Origin of the sequence: Ancylobacter crimeensis (genome assembly GCF_023016805.1) — a bacterium.
GTDB classification, from domain to species: domain Bacteria; phylum Pseudomonadota; class Alphaproteobacteria; order Rhizobiales; family Xanthobacteraceae; genus Ancylobacter; species Ancylobacter crimeensis.
In genome coordinates this window covers 17546-34516 of sequence record NZ_JALKCH010000004.1, presented here as the reverse complement: position 1 = coordinate 34516, position 16971 = coordinate 17546, and the positions used below count along the sequence as shown (strand labels likewise).

The following is a 16971-nucleotide window of genomic DNA, read 5'->3' as shown; positions in this document are numbered from 1 at the left end:
AGAAACAGGCTCGGGAGCCCTCGTCATGCAAACCCAATTCGGCGTCCATTCGGAGGTCGGCCAGCTCCGCAAGGTCATGGTCTGCGCGCCGGGACGCGCTCACCAGCGGCTGACCCCCAGCAATTGCGACCAGTTGCTGTTCGACGACGTGCTGTGGGTCGACGTCGCCAAGCGCGACCATTTCGACTTCATCAACAAGATGCGCGAGCGCGGCATCGACGTGGTGGAGATGCACAATCTGCTCGCCGAGACCGTCGCGGTGCCCGAGGCCAAGAAGTGGATCCTCGACCACCAGGTCGTGCCGAACCAGATGGGTCTCGGCTTCGTCGACGAGGTGCGCTCCTATCTGGAAGGCCTGTCGAACCGCGAACTCGCGGAAACCCTCATCGGCGGCCTGTCGACCTATGAGTTCCCCGAGACCATCGGCGGCTCGACCCTGCAGCTCATCCGCGACGCCGCAGGCGTGAACGAATATCTGCTGCCGCCGCTGCCGAACACCCTCTACACCCGCGATACCACCTGCTGGATCTATGGCGGCGTGACGCTGAACCCGCTCTACTGGCCGGCGCGTCACGAGGAAACCATCCTCACCACCTCGATCTACAAGTTCCACCCCGACTTCGCCGGCAAGGTGAATGTGTGGTGGGGCGACCCCACGCAGGACTGGGGCCTCGCCACGCTCGAGGGCGGCGACGTGATGCCGATCGGCAAGGGCAATGTCCTGATCGGCATGAGCGAGCGCACCTCGCGCCAGGCGATCAGTCAATTGGCCGCCTCGATCTTTGAGAAGGGCGGAGCGGAGCGCGTCATCATCGCCGCCATGCCCAAGCTGCGCGCCGCGATGCATCTGGACACCGTCTTCACCTTTGCCGATCGCGACTGCGTGCTGCTGTATCCAGACATCGTCAACAACATCGAATGCTTCTCCTACCGCCCCGACGGCAAGGGCGGCATCGAACTTTCCAAGGACAAGGGGCTCGTCGAGACGGTGCGCGAAGCGCTCGGCCTCAGCGAGATCCGCGTCGTGGAAACCGGCGGCAACGACTATATGCGCGAGCGCACCCAGTGGGATTCCGGCGCGAACCTGGTCTGCGCATCGCCGGGCGTCGTCTTCGCCTATGACCGCAACACCTATGCCAACACCCTGCTCCGCAAGGCCGGCATTGAGGTCATCACCATCGACGGTTCGGAGCTCGGCCGCGGGCGTGGCGGCGGCCATTGCATGACCTGCCCGATCATCCGCGATCCGGTGGATTTCTGATCCACCGCGCTCATTGCGCGTGAGGGGCCGCATGACGGCCCCTCACCGCTCGTCTCCTGCCTGTCGGTAATGAAATGGCTGAAACGGCGCCGTCGAAATTTGCCCTGCCCACCCTCACCGCCATGGTGGTGGGGTCCATGGTGGGAGCGGGCATCTTCTCGCTGCCGCAGACCTTCGGACGAGTGACCGGCGGGCTCGGCGCGCTCATCGCCTGGGCGATCGCCGGCGGCGGCATGCTGATGCTGGCCTTCGTGTTCCAGAGCCTGTCGCGCCGCAAGCCGGAGCTCGATGCCGGTGTCTATGCCTATGCCAAGGCCGGCTTCGGCAATTATCCCGGCTTTCTCTCGGCGCTGGGCTACTGGACCGTCTGCTGCCTCGGCAACGTGTCCTACTGGGTGCTGATCAAGTCGACCCTCGGCGCGCTGTTTCCCGTCTTCGGGGACGGCAACACCATTCCCGCCGTCGCGATCTCCTCTGTTGGCGTATGGGTGGTGCACTTCCTCATCCTGCGCGGGGTAAAGGAAGCCGCCTTCATCAACACCCTCGTCACTGTCGCCAAGATCATCCCCATCCTCATCTTCCTGGTATTCGTCGGCATCGGCTTCAAGGCCGATGTGTTCGCCGCGAATTTCTATGGCGGGCCGGGACTGGAAGATGCGGGCCTGTTCTCGCAGGTGCGCGGGACCATGCTGGTGACGGTGTTCGTGTTCGTCGGCATCGAAGGGGCAAGCGTGTATTCGCGCTATGCCCGCCGCCGCGAGGATGTCGGTATTGCCACGCTGCTCGGCTTCCTCGGCGTGCTGTGCCTGCTGGTGCTGGTCACCATGCTGTCCTACGGCGTGATGCTGCGCCCTGATCTGGCGGCGCTGCGCAACCCGTCCATGGCCGGCGTACTGCAGGCGGTGGTCGGACCGTGGGGCGCGGTCTTCGTCAGCGTCGGGCTGATCATCTCGGTGCTGGGCGCCTATCTGTCGTGGTCGCTGCTGGCCGCGGAGGTGCTGTATTCGGCGGCGCGCATGGAAAGCATGCCGGCCTTCCTCGCCGCGGAAAACCGGAACAAGGTGCCGTTCGCGGCGCTGTGGCTGACCAACCTTCTGATCCAGACCTTCCTGATCCTGACACTGTTCGCCGAGCAGGCCTTCCTTCTCGCGTTGAAGCTCACCTCCTCGATGATCCTGCTGCCCTATCTGCTTACGGCGGCCTATGCGCTGAAGCTGGCATGGACCGGGGAGAGCTATGGCGCGCGGACCAAGGGCCGATCGACGGATCTGATGCGGGCAACGCTTGCGACGGTCTATACCGCCGGGCTCATCTATGCCGGCGGCCTTTCCTTCCTCCTGCTGTCGCTTACGATCTACGCCCCCGGCACCGTGCTGTTCGTCATCGCCCAGCGCGAGCGCGGACACCGGGTGTTTCAGCCCTCCGAGATGCTGCTGTTCGCCGTGGCCGCGGCCGGAGCCGTCGTGGCGGTGGCAGGCCTTGTCACCGGCCGCATCCTCATCTGAATGCGTTGCCCAAGGAGTTGCCCATGATTGATCGCCGTTCCCTCCTGGCTGGTCTGCTGGCAGCCGGGGCCCTTGCTCCCCTCGCCTCGCTTGCCATCTCGACCGACGCCGAGGCACAGGGCCGTCCCCCCGGAGCGCCCCCCGCACCGCGCCGCGAGCCGGTTCCGCCGCGCCGCCGCGGCTATACCTGGGTGCCGGGCCACTGGAACTGGAGCCACGGCCAGTGGCGGTGGTCGGACGGGTATTGGGACCGCAACCGCGCCGGCCATCATTTCGTCGGCCCCCGCTGGGTCCTGCGGCGTGGCGCCTGGGTCTATGAGCCCGGCCGCTGGGTCCGGACGCGCTGAAGACGACGCTCACCAGTGGCGGCATCCACGCATCCGGGTCATCTGGATTGCGCATGCCATCCTGCGTTAAATGGGTGCAATATGACGGTTCCATCGTAGGGACGATGGTCACCGATGCCGCGCCGGCGAATCTGAGCAGGACTTACATGAACGAGATATCCCGCCTTCCGTCCGGTTCGTTTCGGCCGGCCACCCGGCTGCCTGCGGGCATCGTGCTTGCTCTTGCATTGCTGGGAGCCGGCTGCTCGGACAACCAGGAGGCGGCCAAGCCCGATCCCCGCCCGGTACGAACCGTCACCGTGGAACAGGGGCACAATGGCGACACTGTCTCTCTCACCGGCGACGTGCAGGCCGAGGACGAGGTGTCCCTGGCATTCCGCGTTTCGGGACGCATGATCGAACGGCTGGTGAATGTCGGCGACACGGTGAAGGCCGGTCAGGTCATCGGCCGCCTTGATCCCCAGAATGCCCAGAACAGCCTGCGCTCGGCGCAGGCCGCGATCAGCGCCGCCGAAGGACGGCTGGTGCAGGCGCAGAATCATTTCGACCGCCAGCAACGCCTGCTGAGCAGCGGGTTCACCACGCGGGCGAATTTCGACGACGCGCAGCAGGGCCTGCGCTCGGCGACCGCGGCGCTGGACGATGCGGCCGCCCAGCTCAAGATCGCACAGGACAATCTCGGCTACACCGAATTGCTGGCCGACGCTCCCGGCGTCGTCACCGGCAGGGGTGCCGAACCTGGCGAGGTGGCGCAGGCGGGCCAGATGATTGTCCAGCTTGCGCGCAAGGACGGCCGCGACGCGGTCTTCGACGTTCCCGCCTCGCTGCTCCGCGCCGCCCCCGCCGATCCGGTGGTCACGGTTTCGCTCACCGACGATCCCTCGGTGAAAACGACCGGGAGGGTGCGGGAAGTGTCCCCGCAGGCCGATCCCGTGACCCGCACCTTCCGCGTCCGCGTCGGTCTCGACAACCCGCCGGCCGCGATGCGCCTCGGCGCCTCGGTGGCCGGCCGGGTGGAGCTCGAGGGCAGCGCCGGCATTTCCGTCCCCGCCTCCGCGCTGACCGCGGTGAATGATCGCCCCGCCGTCTGGGTCGTCGATCCCAAGGCGAACACGGTCGCCCTGCGCAACGTGGAGATCGCGCGCTTCAACCCGGCCACCGTCAGCATCGCCTCCGGCCTTGCGCCCGGCGATGTGGTGGTGACGGCCGGCGTGCAGGCGCTGCATCCGGGCCAGGCGGTCCGCCTTCTCGGGGCGGGTTCGTGATGCGCTTCAACCTGTCGGAATGGGCGCTGCGCCAGCGTTCGCTGGTCGTGTACTTCATGCTCGTCGTGGTGGCGGCGGGCGTCATGTCCTATGTCCGGCTCGGCCGGAGCGAGGATCCGTCCTTCATCATCAAGACCATGGTGGTGCAGGCCGCGTGGCCGGGCGCGGGCATCGACGACACGCTCCAGCAGGTGACGGAACGGCTTGAGCGGACGCTGCAGGAAACCCCGCAGCTCGATTTCCTGCGCAGCTATACAAGGCCGGGCCTGACCACGATCTTCGTCAACCTGAAGGGTTCCACCACGGCCGACGAGGTGCCGGACATCTGGTACCAGGTGCGCAAGCGCGTCGCCGATATGCGCCGGACCTTGCCCGCCGGCGTCGTGGGGCCCGGCTTCAATGACGAGTTCGGCGACACGTTCGGCCTGATCTATGGCTTCACCGCCGACGGCTTCACCCAGCGTGAACTGCGCGATCAGGTGGAAGCGGCGCGCGACCGCCTGCTGCACGTTCCCGATGTCGAGCAGATCCAGATCCTCGGCGCGCAGGACGAGCGCATCTTCGTCGAGTTCTCGAACCAGCAGCTCGCCGCCATGGGCATTGACCGCACGGCGCTGATCGCGGCCCTGCGCAGCCAGAACGTGGTGCAGCCCTCCGGCGTCATCCAGACCGGCGACGAGAAGCTCGCCCTCGAAGTCTCGGGCGCCTTCGGTTCCGAACAGGACATCGCGAACATCAATTTCGCCGTCGGCGGCCGCATGCTGCGGCTCTCGGACATCGCGACGGTGCGGCGTGGTTTCGTGGATCCGCCGCAGCCCATGTTCCGCGTCAATGGCCAACCGGCTCTCGGCCTCGCCATCGCGATGAAGGAGGGCGGCGATATTCTCGCGCTCGGCGCCAACATCGAACGCGAGATGGCTGCCATCACGGCCGATCTGCCCATCGGCATCGAGCCCCACCTCGTTGCCGATCAGGCCGTCACGGTGAAGGGCGCGATCTCCGAATTCATGGAATCGCTCTGGCAGGCCATCGCGATCATTCTCGTCGTCAGCTTCATCGCACTCGGCGTGCGGCCCGGCCTGATCGTCGCGCTGTCGATCCCGCTCACGCTCGCGGCCGTGTTCTCGATCATGGAGCTGGTCGGCATCGACATGCAGCGCATCTCGCTGGGTGCGCTGATCATCGCCCTCGCCCTCATGGTCGACGACGCGATGACCACGACCGACGCCACGATCAACCGGCTGGCACTCGGCGAGCCGCCGGAAAAGGCAGCGACCTACGCCTTCAAGGCCTATGCCTTCGCCATGCTCGCGGGCACGCTGGTGACCATCGCCGGTTTCGTCCCGGTCGGCTTCGCGAAGAGCTCGGCCGGCGAATACACCTTCTCGCTGTTCGCCGTGGTCAGCATCGCGCTGCTGGTGTCCTGGCTGGTGGCGGTGCTGTTCGCCCCGCTGATGGGCATCATGATCCTGCGCCCGCCCAAGGCCGGGGCCAGCAGCGAGCCCGGCCGGATCATGCGGGTCTACCGGTCCTTCCTGTCGAAGGCGATTGCCGCGCGCTGGATCACCATCGCCGTCACGGTTGCGGCCTTCGTCGGCTCGGTGCTGCTCATCCCGCTGATCCCTTCGCAGTTCTTCCCGTCCTCGGACCGGCCGGAACTGCTGGTCGACCTCAGCCTGCCGCAGAATGCCTCGATCCACGCGACGCAGACCGCCGTCGAACGCTTCGACGCCGCGCTGAAGGGCGATCCGGACATCGAGCGCTGGAGCGACTATGTCGGCGAGGGTGCGATCCGCTTCTACCTGCCGCTGAACGCGCAACTGCCGAACGACTTCTTCGCCCAGGCCGTGGTTGTGGCGAAGGATCTGCCGGCGCGCGAGCGGCTGCACAAGCGGCTCGAAACCCTGCTCGCCGAGCAGTTCCCCAATATTGTCTCCCGCGTCTATCCGCTGGAGCTCGGGCCGCCGGTCGGCTGGCCGGTGCAGTATCGCGTGCTCGGCGCCGATCTCTCGCAGGTGCGCGACATCGCCTACAAGCTCGCCGCGGTCATGGCGTCAGATCCGCGCGCCGTGCATGTGAACTACGACTGGATCCAACCGTCCCGCGAGATCCGCATCCGGGTGAACCAGGACGAGGCGCGCCGCCTCGGCCTCTCTTCGGAAGCGATCGGCACCGTGCTCAATACCATGGTGACGGGCGTGCCGGTGACGCAGGTGCGCGACGGCATCTATCTGGTGGACGTGATGCTTCGCGCCACCGGGGAGGAGCGCGTCTCGCTCGAGACGCTGCGCTCCGTGCAGGTGCCCGTTGCGGGCGGCCGGACGGTGCCGCTCAGTCAGTTCGCCACCTTCGACTATGAGCAGAGCTATCCGCTGGTCTGGCGTCGCGACCGGGTACCGAGCCTCACGGTGCAGGCCGACGTCGCCCCGGGCGTTCTGCCGGACGAGGTGGTGAGCACGCTGCAGCCGAAGATCGACGCGCTCGCCGCCACCCTGCCGCCCGGCTATCGCATCGAGGTGGGCGGTACGGTGGAGGAGAGCGCCAAGTCGCTCGCCTCGGTCGTCGCCGTGGTGCCGCTGATGCTCTTCATCATGCTCACCGTCCTGATGTTCCAGCTCCGCGGCTTCACCCTGCTCAGCCTCGTCATCTCGGTCGCTCCACTCGGCCTCATCGGCGTGGTGCTGGCGCTGCTGGTCTCGAACCGCCCGCTCGGCTTCGTCGCCATCCTCGGCGTGCTGGCGCTGATCGGGATGATCATCAAGAACGCGGTGATCCTGATCGGGCAGATCGAGGCGGAACGGGCCGACGGCAAGAGCGTGCGCGATGCGGCGATGGATGCGAGCCAGTCCCGCTTCCGGCCCATCATGCTCACCGCGGTCTCCACCGTGCTGGGCATGATCCCGATCGCGCCGACGGTGTTCTGGGGTCCGATGGCCTTTGCCATCATGGGCGGCCTGCTCGTGGCGACCCTGCTGACGCTGATCTTCCTGCCGGTGCTGTATGTGACCCTGGTGCGCGAGAAGGAGCCGGCCTCCACATAAGGCGCGCGATGCCCCGCTTCACGGCTACATCGGCCATTCATGAAAGTGCCGCATAAGTCCATGCGCCGTGCTGCGGCTAATCCCGCGGCGCGGTGCCCGGTAGAGTGCGCCCTGCGCCATCAGGCGACAGATCGGCCATCAGGCGACAGATCGAAAGCGTGCGGAGCTTGATCATGAACATCACACGCAGCGGCACCGAATCGTCCAGGTCCGGTCCGGAGGCCTACTTCACCGGCACCGTGCGGATCGACGCACCCTTCACCGGAAGCGGAGCGCTCAGCGGGGCGACGGTCACCTTTGAACCGGGCGCCCGTACCGCATGGCACACCCATCCGCTCGGCCAGACCATTCTGGTACTCTCCGGCGTCGGCCGTGCCCAGCGAGAAGGTGGTCCGGTCGAGGAGATCCGGCCCGGCGACATCGTCTGGTTCGCGCCGGGCGAAAAGCACTGGCACGGCGCCGCCGCCCACTGCGCCATGAGCCACCTCGCCATCGCCGAGATGAAGGACGGCAAGGTCGTCGACTGGTTGGAGAAGGTCGCCGACGCGGACTATCTGGGCGAAACGGCGCCCCGTTCCTGATCATGGCCTGAAAGCACGGGATTCAGATGATGAAGACATTCGGCTTTGCCGCCCAGAGCAACACGACCCCTCTCGCCCCGTTCGAATTCGAGCGCCGCGACCTGCGCGCCAATGATGTCGCGATGGAGATCCTCTATTGCGGCGTCTGCCATTCGGACCTGCACCAGTCACGCAATGACTGGGGATTTGCGACCTATCCGCTCGTGCCCGGCCATGAGATCGTCGGCCGGGTGACCGCGGTCGGCTCGGATGTGAGCCGCTACAAGGTCGGCGATGCGGTCGCGGTCGGGTGCATGGTGGATTCGTGCCTTGAATGCGACCAGTGTCGCAAGGGCCGCGAGCAGCTCTGCCGCAAGGGCATGACCCAGACCTATGCCGACAAGGACCGCATCACCTGCGAGCCGACCTATGGCGGCTATTCCAAGCATCTCGTCTGTCGCGAGGAATTCGTGTTGAAGGTGCCGGATGGCCTCGACATCGCCAAGGCCGCACCCTTGCTCTGCGCCGGCATCACCACCTATTCGCCGCTGCGCACATGGGGCGTTGAAGCCGGCAACCGGGTCGGCGTCGTCGGGCTCGGCGGCCTCGGCCACATGGCGGTCAAGCTCGCGGCCGCCATGGGCGCGGAGGTCACCGTGCTGAGCCGCACCAAGGACAAGGAAGCCGACGCGCTGGCGCTGGGCGCCACCCGGTTGCTCGTCTCCTCCGACCCCGAGGCGATGATGGCGGCGGGGTCGAGCTTCGACCTCATCATCGACACCGTGCCGGTGAAGCACGACATCAACCCCTATCTCCCGCTGCTCGACATCGACGCGACTCTGGTGCTGGTCGGCCAGCTTGGGCTGCTGGACGAGCCCAGCACCCTTCCTTTGCTGTTCGGTCGTCGCCGTATTGCCGCCTCCCCGATTGGCGGCATCGCGGAAACGCAGGAAATGCTCGATTTCTGCGCCGCGAAGGGCGTGCTGCCCGAGGTGGAGATGATCCGCATGGATGAGATCAATCACGCCTTCGAGCGGATGGAGCGCGCCGATGTGCGCTACCGCTTCGTGATCGACATGGCGACGCTGGCCGGCGCCTGATCATCTTTTCACGCCGCCGCGCCTCCCGCGCGGCGGCGTCGACCTGCGTCATCGCTCTGCGAACAGCCATCGCGCTTCGCCTGCGAATATGCGAAGAGGTGAAAAGCCCGAGCTGCGTGATGATGGGATGACGACGCAAACGGACGACATGGCACCATCGGCCCCGGCGCTCCTCGCCTCGGCCTGTGACCGCGAGCCGATCCACATTCCCGGCTCGATCCAGCCACACGGCCTTCTGCTTGTTGCCGACAGCGCGACATTGCGCATCTTCGCCGTGGCCGGCGACGTCGAGGGACGGCTGGCGACGGACTGGTTCAATCAGCCTTTGTCACGCCTTCTCGGCCAGAGCGTCGAAGCCATCGTGCAGAAGCTTCCGCCGGGCGTCGGCCAGCGGCTCGCCGGAATACGCGGTTCGCGCGAGATGTTCGACGCCGTGCTGCGCCGGACCTCGCAGGGCATCGCGGTCGAGCTGGAACCCGCTCCCGCCGAACGGCTTTTCGCCGCCGAAATGCTGGGGGAACTCGACACGGCGGCCATGCTGTTCGAAACCGCGCCGGATCTGCCCAGCCTGTGCGATGAGGCTGCGAAGGCGTTCCGCACGCTCACCCGCTTCGATCGGGTGATGATCTATCGCTTCCTCGACGATGAATCCGGCGTGGTGCTGGGCGAGTCGCTCGGCGGCGAACTGGGCTCGTTCCTGAACCATCACTTTCCGGCTTCCGACATTCCGGCCCAGGCCCGCGCGCTCTATCTGCGCAACCGCGTCCGCGCCATTCCGGACGTGAACTACGCGCCCTCCCCGCTGCGTACCGCTACGGCAGTCGGCAGGCCGTTCGACATGAGCGACATCGCCGTGCGCAGCGTGTCGCCGATCCACCTGCAATATATGCGCAACATGGGCGTGGGCGCCTCGGCGTCGATCTCGATCGTTGTGAACGATCGGCTGTGGGGTCTTGTCGCCTGCCACAACCGCACGCCCCGCGCGCTGGCCTATGAGTGGCGCCTCGCCGCCCAGACCCTCGCAAGCGGCTTTGCCCGGCAGCTGCGCATACGCGACGAACAGGCAGAACCGCAGGAGCGCAACGCGCTTCGCGCCATTCTCGATCTGCTCGATCGCGATCTCGGCGGCGACATGTCGATTCTCGACATACTGCTACAGCAAGCCGAGCGGCTGTGTTCGGCCTTCGAAGCCGACGGGTTCGTCATCGTCACCCGGGATCAGGTCCATGCCACCGGCCATGTGCCGGATGTCCAGGCGCTTCGGGAACTGGCGGATTGGGTCGCTCGGGCTCCCGAGGGCGAGATCGTCTGCAGCCATGAACTTCCGCAGCTCCATCATCCCGCCGCCGCCTATGCGACGCATGCCAGCGGGCTGCTCGCGACGAAGATTGCCGGGCATGCGCCGCTGACGCTGCTCTGGCTGCGCGCGGAAAGCCCGGAAATCGTGAAATGGGCCGGCAACCCGCACAAGGCGCTGCAGGTCGGCCCGGGTGAAATCCTCAATCCCCGCGCGTCCTTCGAAGCGTGGAGCGAAATGGTGCGCGGGCGCTCCCGCCCATGGTCCACCGTCTCCCGCGAAGGCGTGGCACGGCTGGTCGAAGCGCTCGTCGAAGCACAACGCAACCGCTGCATGCGCGAACTGAACCGGCAGCTCACGGCCACGGTGGCGGAGAATGAGCGGCTGCTGCAGCACAAGGATTACCTCATTCGCGAAGTGAACCATCGCGTTCAGAACAGCCTGCAGCTCGTTTCCGCCTTCCTGCGGCTGCAGGCGCGCGGCGCGGGCACGAGCGATGTTCATGCGGACCTGGAAGAGGCCCAGCGGCGCGTCGCGGCAGTCGCGCTCGTTCATCGCCAACTCCACAGCTCGCATGCGCTCGAAGAGGTCGATCTCGCCGACTATCTCGGTGAGCTGGCGCGGGAGCTGGCGTCATCCATGGGCGGGGAATCGTGGCTGGACCATCTCACCCTCGCCCTCGAGCCGATCCACCTCAATCCCGATCGCGCGGTGAAGCTGGGCCTCATCGTGACCGAGCTCATGCTCAATACCGCCAAATACGCCTATGGCGGGGCGCCCGGACCGGTGCGGCTGGATCTCGGCCTTGAGGGCGAAACCGTCGCGCTCAGCGTCAGCGACCAGGGGGGCGGCAAGCTGGGCACCCGCGAGGGTTTCGGCAGCCGCATGCTGCGCGCCATGGTCGGCGATCTTCAGGGCACCATGGACGAAAAGGCCAACGCACCGGGGCTGACGACCTGCATCACGCTGCCGCTCGAACAAGAGCGTTATAGCCGACCAAATATAGCCGAAGCATGAGATAGACTAAGCGATTCCTTACGCAACCGCCCGCTTCTCGCGATCAAGTATTCGTTCCCGACCTCTTGGTTGCCATGCAAAGACGGTCTGTGCCACCATGGAATGGAAACATTCAAAGGTGTTGCTCGCGACCCGCCCCTGGCGCCTTTCCTCGCCATTGCCCTCCAGAAGCGCGGCCGGCCCGGGCGAATGCCATGGGAGAAACAGATGACGACCCTCACCATCAATGGACAGGATCATCAGTTCGACGTGCCGGACGACATGCCCCTGCTCTGGGTCCTGCGTGATGTTGCCGGCCTCACCGGCACCAAGTTTGGCTGCGGCGCGGGCCTGTGCGGGGCCTGCACCGTCCATCTCGACGGGCAGGCAGTGCGTTCCTGCCAGACCCTGGTGAGCGATGCCGTCGGCCACAGGATCGCAACCATCGAGACCGTGGGCCAGACCCCGGCCGGCGCCGCCGTGCAAAAGGCGTGGCTGGATCTCGAGGTGGTGCAGTGCGGCTACTGCCAGTCCGGGCAGATCATGCAGGCGGCGGCTCTGCTCGCCGGCAACCCCAAGCCGTCGGACGGCGACATCGACAGCGCGATGAGCGGCAATATCTGCCGATGCGGGACCTATCCCCGCATCCGGGCCGCCATCAAGCAGGCCTCGGCCGCGTGAGGAGCCGAACATGACCCGTATCCCCGATCCCGCCGGTTTCCGCCCCGATCGCCGCTCCTTTCTCACTGGCAGCCTCGCGCTGGTGGTGGCAGCCTCCCTGCCGCTCGGCTCGCGCATGGCCCGCGCCGCGGCGGCCGGCCCGTTCGCACCGAATGCCTTCATCCGCATCAGCGAGGACGGCCGCATCGTGCTCATCATGCGCGATGTCGAGATGGGCCAGGGCATCTGGACCGGCGCCTCGATGCTGATGGCCGAGGAACTCGATGTCGGCCTCGACCAGGTCGAACCGGACTTCGCTCCGCCGGACGACAAGCTCTATGCCAATCCCCTGCTCGGCCAACAGGCCACGGGTGGCTCGACCTCGATCCGCGCCGACTGGGAAGGCCTGCGCAAACCCGCGGCCATTGCCCGGCGCGCTCTGGTGGAGGCTGCGGCGCGCGAATGGAAGGTGGCGCCCGCCGACTGCACGGTCGAGCGTGGCGTGGTGCGCCACGCCGCCTCCGGCCGCAGCGCGTCCTATGGCTCGCTGGTCGCGCTCGCCGCCACGTCGCCGCTCCCGCAGGACGCCCCGCTCAAGGACCGCAAGGACTGGAAGCTGATCGGCACCAGCCAGAAGCGCGTCGACACCCGCCACAAGGTCGATGGTGGCGCCACCTATGGCATCGACGTGAAGCTGCCGGGCATGAAGATCGCCCTGCTGGCCCGCTGCCCGGTGCTGGGCGGCAAGCTGGTATCGGTGGACGAGGCGTCGGCGCTCAAGGTCAAGGGCGCCCACGCCGTGCTGAAGCTCGAAGATGCCGTCGCCGTGGTGGGCGATCACTACTGGGCGGCGAAGCAGGGACTCGACGCACTCGCCGCCAAATGGGACCTCGGCCCGAACGCCCGGCTGACGCAGGCCGACATCGTGCGGGGCCATGAGGAGGCCTCGAAGGGCGAAGGCGTCGTGGCGCGACAGGAGGGCGACCCCGACGCCGCCATCGCCGGCGCCGCGAAGAAGCTGAGCGCGGTCTACCAGCTTCCTTTCCTGGCCCATGCGACGATGGAACCGGCGAACTGCACGGTCCATGTGACGCCCGACGGCGTCGAGGTGTGGTGCGGCACGCAGGTGCCGACCCGCGCGCAGGCCGCCGCGGCCGAGGCCACAGGCCAGCCGGTGGAGAAGGTTCGGCTGCACAACCACCTGATCGGCGGCGGCTTCGGGCGCCGGCTCGAATGGGAATATGTCGGCATCGCTGCCGCCTTCGCCAAGCAGGTCGACTATCCCCTCAAGGTGGTCTGGTCGCGCGAGGAGGACATCCAGCACGACCGCTTCCGCCCCTATTATTACGACCGGCTGTCCGCCGGCCTCGATGCGGACGGACGGATCACCGGCTGGACCCACAAGGTGACCGGCTCCAGCGTCATGGCGCGCTGGGCGCCTCCCGGCATGCGCGAGAACGGCATCGACCCGGATGCGGTCGAATGCGCCGAGGAGACGCCCTACGACCTCGGCCCGGTACGGGTGTCCTGGGTACGACACGAACCGCCGGGCGTGGTCACCGCCTGGTGGCGCGGCGTCGGCCCGGCGCACAATGTCTTCGTGGTCGAGAGCTTCATCGACGAACTGGCCCATGCCGCCGGCAAGGATCCCGTCGCGTTCCGGCGTGGCCTGCTGGAAAAGAACCCGCGCGCTCGCGCCGCTCTCGACCTCGCGGCGAAGGAAGCGGGCTGGGGCACGCCGCTCCCGGCCAATACCGGCCGGGGCATCATGGTGCAGCACGCCTTCGGCTCGTTCCTTGCTGTGGTTTGCGAGGCGGAAATGTCCGGCAGCAACATCCAGCTCAAGCGGCTGGTCGCCGCCATGGATTGCGGACAGGCGGTCAACCCGGATTCGGTGCGCGCCCAGATCGAGGGCGGCCTCGTCTTCGGTCTCACCGCCGCGCTCTATGGCGAGATCACTTTGGACGAGGGACGTGTCGAGCAGACCAATTTCGACACCTACCAGATCCTGCGCATGAACGAGGTTCCGCCGATCGAGGTGCATCTGGTCGAGAGCAGCGAGAGCCCCGGCGGCCTCGGCGAAACCGGCACGGCGGCGGCCTTCCCGGCCATCGCCAATGCGGTGTTCGCCGCTTCCGGCAAAAGGCTGCGAAAGCTGCCGCTCAATCTCGACAAGGCATCAAGCGGCTGACGCTCGCGGGCATCGAGCGGCCGGCGCCGACGGAAGAAAGAGCCGCCGGCCGGCCCCTCGCTTCTGCGAGAGGTCGGCCAGCGTGCCGACGCTGCCCGCTCAGTCGGGAAGTGCATAGGCCGCGACTTCGTCGCCCACCTGCTCCTTCAGGATGGAATTGCCGCCCGCGGTGAAGACGACATATTCGCGGCCCTTATATTCGTAGATCGCCGGGTTCGACACCGCGGGTGCCTGCACGATATCGGACCACAGTTCCTTGCCGTCGGCGAGCGAATAGGCCCGCACCTTGGCGTCCATCGACGCGCCGATGAAAATGACGCCGCCCGCCGTCACCGCCGGTCCGCCGATGGTCGGCGATCCCATGCTTTCGGGCATGTAGAAGCCCCATTGCTGCGAGGCGCCGATGGGCCGCCGCCATTTCACACCGCCGGTCTTCATGTCGATCGCCACCAGTTCGCCGAAGGGCGGCGCCCAGCAGGGCATGCCGAGCCAGTTCAGCGCGTTGACCAGCGACATGCCGAACGGCGCGCCTTCCTGCGGGTAGAAGCCGTTCTCATTGCCGTTGCCCTTGGGCGCCTTGTCGTAATCCGCGCGGGCCCAGAGCTTCAGCGCCTGCACGATATGCGAGGTGTTGACGACCGCCGTCTGGGTTTCGGGATCGAAGGCGACCCCGCCCCACTGCACGCCGCCCGCGCTGTCCGGATAGGTGAGCGTGCCCTCCCTGGTCGTGGTGGGCGGGGTGTACATGCCCTCATAGTTCAGGTTCTTCCACATGCGCGAGCAGGAGCCGAGCCCGACAATGTTCGCCACCGTCCAGATCGGCGGCTTCTTCGACTGGTCGAGCAGCGGCGCCGGCTTGGTGGGGAAGGGCTGGGTCGGCGAATAGACCTCTCCCGCCACGTTTCCCTGCGGCACCGGGCGCTCCTCGATCGGCCACACATCGGCGCCGGTGCGACGGTCCACCACGAACAGGAAGCCCATCTTGCTGGCCTGCACGAGCGCCGGCACCGGCTTGCCGTCCACCGTGAGGTCCATCAGGGTCGGGGCCGAATTGATGTCGTAGTCCCAGATGTCGTGATGCACCCACTGCCGCGACCAGACCACCTTGCCGGTGTTGATGTCGAGGGCGGTGGTGGAGGTGGCGAGCGGAATGGGCTTCGTCCGGTTTCCGCCCCAGTAATTGGGCGAAGGCGAGGAAACGGGCACATAGACCAGTCCGAGCTTGTCGTCATAGGAGACGCCGGTCCACACATTCGCGGTGCCGGTCTGCGCGGCGACATCGTCGGGGATCGGCCGGAACGTCCATTCCAGCGCGCCGGTCCGGGCATTGAGGGAGAACAGCGAGCCCGGCGGCGCTTCCTGATACGCCCAGTCCTTGCCCGCCCAGCCCAGCACGAGATGATCGCCGATCACGGTCGGCGGCTGCAGCAGGGACAGCGGATATTTCGCGTTGACGGTGTTCCACTGGTTCACGTCCAGCACGCCGTCCTTGCCGAATCCCGGGCACGGCTTGCCGGTATCGGCATCGAGCGCGAAGAGCTGCGCGTCCATCGTACCGAGATAGACGATCTTCTGGCAAACCTCGCCGGCGGTTGGGCTCTGCGCCTGCCAATAGGCGACCCCGCGCGATTTGAGCGCCGGCTGGGTCAGCGCCTTGAGCGTGGACTTGGTGTCGAAGGTCCACTTCTCCTTCCCGCTCGCGGGGTCGATCGCGATCACCCGGTAGAAGGGCGTGCCGATATAGACCGTGTCATTGGCGAAGATGGGCGTTGCAGACCAGACGGTTTCCGGCACCGCGCCACTGCCGCTGGACATGTCGCCGGTGTGGTATTCCCAGACCTTTCTGAGCTTTCCCACGGTCGAAACGTCTATTTGCCGGAGAGGGGAATATTTCTGCGCGCTCAACTGGCCGTGAAAGGTGTTCCAGGCCGATCCGCTCGCCGGGGGCAGCATGGCCGGCGCATCGGAGGCCGGCGCCGGGGCCAGTTGGGGAGCGGGCAGGACATAGGCGGGCTGCGCCGCCAGCGGCGAAGCGGCCGCTAGAAGTCCGGCCACGGACAACGACGCCGCGGATGACAGACGAAGCTGGCGGCTCATGACGCAACCCTCCGGGCGGGCGGAGTGAGGATTTCGACCGCGATGGCGATCACGGCGACCGCGAGCGCCACGGACGCCCCCCATCCATGCAGGAAAAGCTCGGCGATCAACGTCAGCGCCACGCCGAGCGCGCTGAGACCGAGCAAAAGGCTGCGCCACCTGCCCCGCGGCACGCGCAGCAGCATGAGTCCGGCGAGAACTAGGATGAACGCCCCGAACATGGCCAGCAGCGCGCCGCCGGCTCCCGTAACTCCGGAAAGCGGCGTCAGATAGCGCCATCCCGTGAGGCCCAGCGCGACCAGCGCCGCGAGGGCGAACATCAATGCCCCGGCCCGAAAACGCCTCTGGCCGGTGTGAACCAATGTGGGATCATGCATCGGACCCCCCTCCTGCCTTGCCTGGTTGCCCGCCCCGGCAAGGAAACGCGAGCGAGGGGAAGCGGTTCCGGTACGTGGATCAGGCAAGCATCGCATGCGCATCGACGCGCGGTGCAAAGCCCGGCGCCACAGCGCCGGCATGGGGTGTGGATAGACAAGGGAGCATCGGGAGAAAGAAGGAGGTCCGGCAAACCCTCAAAAGGATTGGCGCGCTGACCAAAGTGAAACTGCGAACACCTATGTTGTTGAGTTCGAATGGTTTTAGTAGGACTTG

Annotated in this window: 12 protein-coding genes; 10 read left to right on the top strand and 2 right to left on the bottom strand. The window is 66.7% G+C overall.

Features of this window, described 5'->3' with window-relative positions; all coding sequences use genetic code 11:
* Window positions 1-25 precede the first annotated feature (25 nt).
* From MWN34_RS06310 to MWN34_RS06265, 10 genes are all read left to right on the top strand, one after another.
* Window positions 26-1261: an arginine deiminase gene (locus tag MWN34_RS06310; RefSeq protein ID WP_247027714.1), complete on the top strand. Its 1236-nt coding sequence runs from the start codon at window positions 26-28 to the stop codon at window positions 1259-1261.
* A 74-nt stretch (window positions 1262-1335) separates the two neighbouring features.
* Window positions 1336-2766 carry a basic amino acid/polyamine antiporter gene (locus tag MWN34_RS06305; protein ID WP_247027712.1) on the top strand — a complete coding sequence of 477 codons (1431 nt, stop codon included), beginning with the start codon at window positions 1336-1338 and terminating at the stop codon, window positions 2764-2766.
* A gap of 23 nt (window positions 2767-2789) precedes the next feature.
* The gene (locus MWN34_RS06300) at window positions 2790-3113 is read left to right on the top strand and encodes a hypothetical protein (protein WP_247027710.1); all 324 of its coding nucleotides are present in this window, start codon (window positions 2790-2792) and stop codon (window positions 3111-3113) included.
* A 146-nt stretch (window positions 3114-3259) separates the two neighbouring features.
* On the top strand, window positions 3260-4378 hold the full coding sequence (locus MWN34_RS06295; RefSeq protein ID WP_247027708.1) for an efflux RND transporter periplasmic adaptor subunit: 1119 nt from the start codon (window positions 3260-3262) through the stop codon (window positions 4376-4378).
* Complete coding sequence (locus MWN34_RS06290) at window positions 4378-7419, top strand: efflux RND transporter permease subunit (protein WP_247028344.1); 3042 nt, start codon at window positions 4378-4380, stop codon at window positions 7417-7419. The genes MWN34_RS06295 and MWN34_RS06290 overlap by 1 nt, the downstream gene beginning before the upstream one ends.
* 173 nt (window positions 7420-7592) lie before the next feature.
* Window positions 7593-8000, top strand: a complete 408-nt coding sequence (locus tag MWN34_RS06285) for a (R)-mandelonitrile lyase (protein WP_247027706.1) — start codon at window positions 7593-7595, stop codon at window positions 7998-8000.
* Window positions 8001-8029: 29 nt separating this feature from the next.
* Window positions 8030-9079, top strand: a complete 1050-nt coding sequence (locus tag MWN34_RS06280; protein ID WP_247028343.1) for an NAD(P)-dependent alcohol dehydrogenase — start codon at window positions 8030-8032, stop codon at window positions 9077-9079.
* Between the two features lie 127 nt (window positions 9080-9206).
* Window positions 9207-11393, top strand: a complete 2187-nt coding sequence (locus MWN34_RS06275; RefSeq protein WP_247027704.1) for a histidine kinase dimerization/phosphoacceptor domain -containing protein — start codon at window positions 9207-9209, stop codon at window positions 11391-11393.
* A gap of 207 nt (window positions 11394-11600) precedes the next feature.
* Window positions 11601-12053 carry a (2Fe-2S)-binding protein gene (locus MWN34_RS06270; protein WP_247027702.1) on the top strand — a complete coding sequence of 151 codons (453 nt, stop codon included), beginning with the start codon at window positions 11601-11603 and terminating at the stop codon, window positions 12051-12053.
* A 10-nt stretch (window positions 12054-12063) separates the two neighbouring features.
* On the top strand, window positions 12064-14223 hold the full coding sequence (locus tag MWN34_RS06265) for a xanthine dehydrogenase family protein molybdopterin-binding subunit (RefSeq protein ID WP_247027700.1): 2160 nt from the start codon (window positions 12064-12066) through the stop codon (window positions 14221-14223).
* 99 nt (window positions 14224-14322) lie between these two features.
* On the opposite strand, the gene MWN34_RS06260 is transcribed toward MWN34_RS06265, so the two are convergent.
* A complete protein-coding gene (locus MWN34_RS06260) occupies window positions 14323-16320 on the bottom strand; it encodes a pyrroloquinoline quinone-dependent dehydrogenase (RefSeq protein ID WP_247027698.1) in 1998 nt (665 codons plus the stop codon).
* Entirely contained in the window at window positions 16317-16697 is a 381-nt protein-coding gene (locus tag MWN34_RS06255; RefSeq protein ID WP_247027696.1) for a hypothetical protein, read from the bottom strand. The genes MWN34_RS06260 and MWN34_RS06255 overlap by 4 nt, the downstream gene beginning before the upstream one ends.
* Between the last annotated feature and the right edge of the window lie 274 nt (window positions 16698-16971).

What these genes read in the sequence shown, in the direction of transcription:
- MWN34_RS06310 (WP_247027714.1), top strand. Translation starts at nt 26, where the DNA reads ATGCAAACCCAATTCGGCGTCCATTCGGAGGTCGGCCAGCTCCGCAAG.
- MWN34_RS06305 (WP_247027712.1), top strand. Translation starts at nt 1,336, where the DNA reads ATGGCTGAAACGGCGCCGTCGAAATTTGCCCTGCCCACCCTCACCGCC.
- MWN34_RS06300 (WP_247027710.1), top strand. Translation starts at nt 2,790, where the DNA reads ATGATTGATCGCCGTTCCCTCCTGGCTGGTCTGCTGGCAGCCGGGGCC.
- MWN34_RS06295 (WP_247027708.1), top strand. Translation starts at nt 3,260, where the DNA reads ATGAACGAGATATCCCGCCTTCCGTCCGGTTCGTTTCGGCCGGCCACC.
- MWN34_RS06290 (WP_247028344.1), top strand. Translation starts at nt 4,378, where the DNA reads ATGCGCTTCAACCTGTCGGAATGGGCGCTGCGCCAGCGTTCGCTGGTC.
- MWN34_RS06285 (WP_247027706.1), top strand. Translation starts at nt 7,593, where the DNA reads ATGAACATCACACGCAGCGGCACCGAATCGTCCAGGTCCGGTCCGGAG.
- MWN34_RS06280 (WP_247028343.1), top strand. Translation starts at nt 8,030, where the DNA reads ATGAAGACATTCGGCTTTGCCGCCCAGAGCAACACGACCCCTCTCGCC.
- MWN34_RS06275 (WP_247027704.1), top strand. Translation starts at nt 9,207, where the DNA reads ATGACGACGCAAACGGACGACATGGCACCATCGGCCCCGGCGCTCCTC.
- MWN34_RS06270 (WP_247027702.1), top strand. Translation starts at nt 11,601, where the DNA reads ATGACGACCCTCACCATCAATGGACAGGATCATCAGTTCGACGTGCCG.
- MWN34_RS06265 (WP_247027700.1), top strand. Translation starts at nt 12,064, where the DNA reads ATGACCCGTATCCCCGATCCCGCCGGTTTCCGCCCCGATCGCCGCTCC.
- MWN34_RS06260 (WP_247027698.1), bottom strand. Translation starts at nt 16,320, where the DNA reads ATGAGCCGCCAGCTTCGTCTGTCATCCGCGGCGTCGTTGTCCGTGGCC.
- MWN34_RS06255 (WP_247027696.1), bottom strand. Translation starts at nt 16,697, where the DNA reads ATGCATGATCCCACATTGGTTCACACCGGCCAGAGGCGTTTTCGGGCC.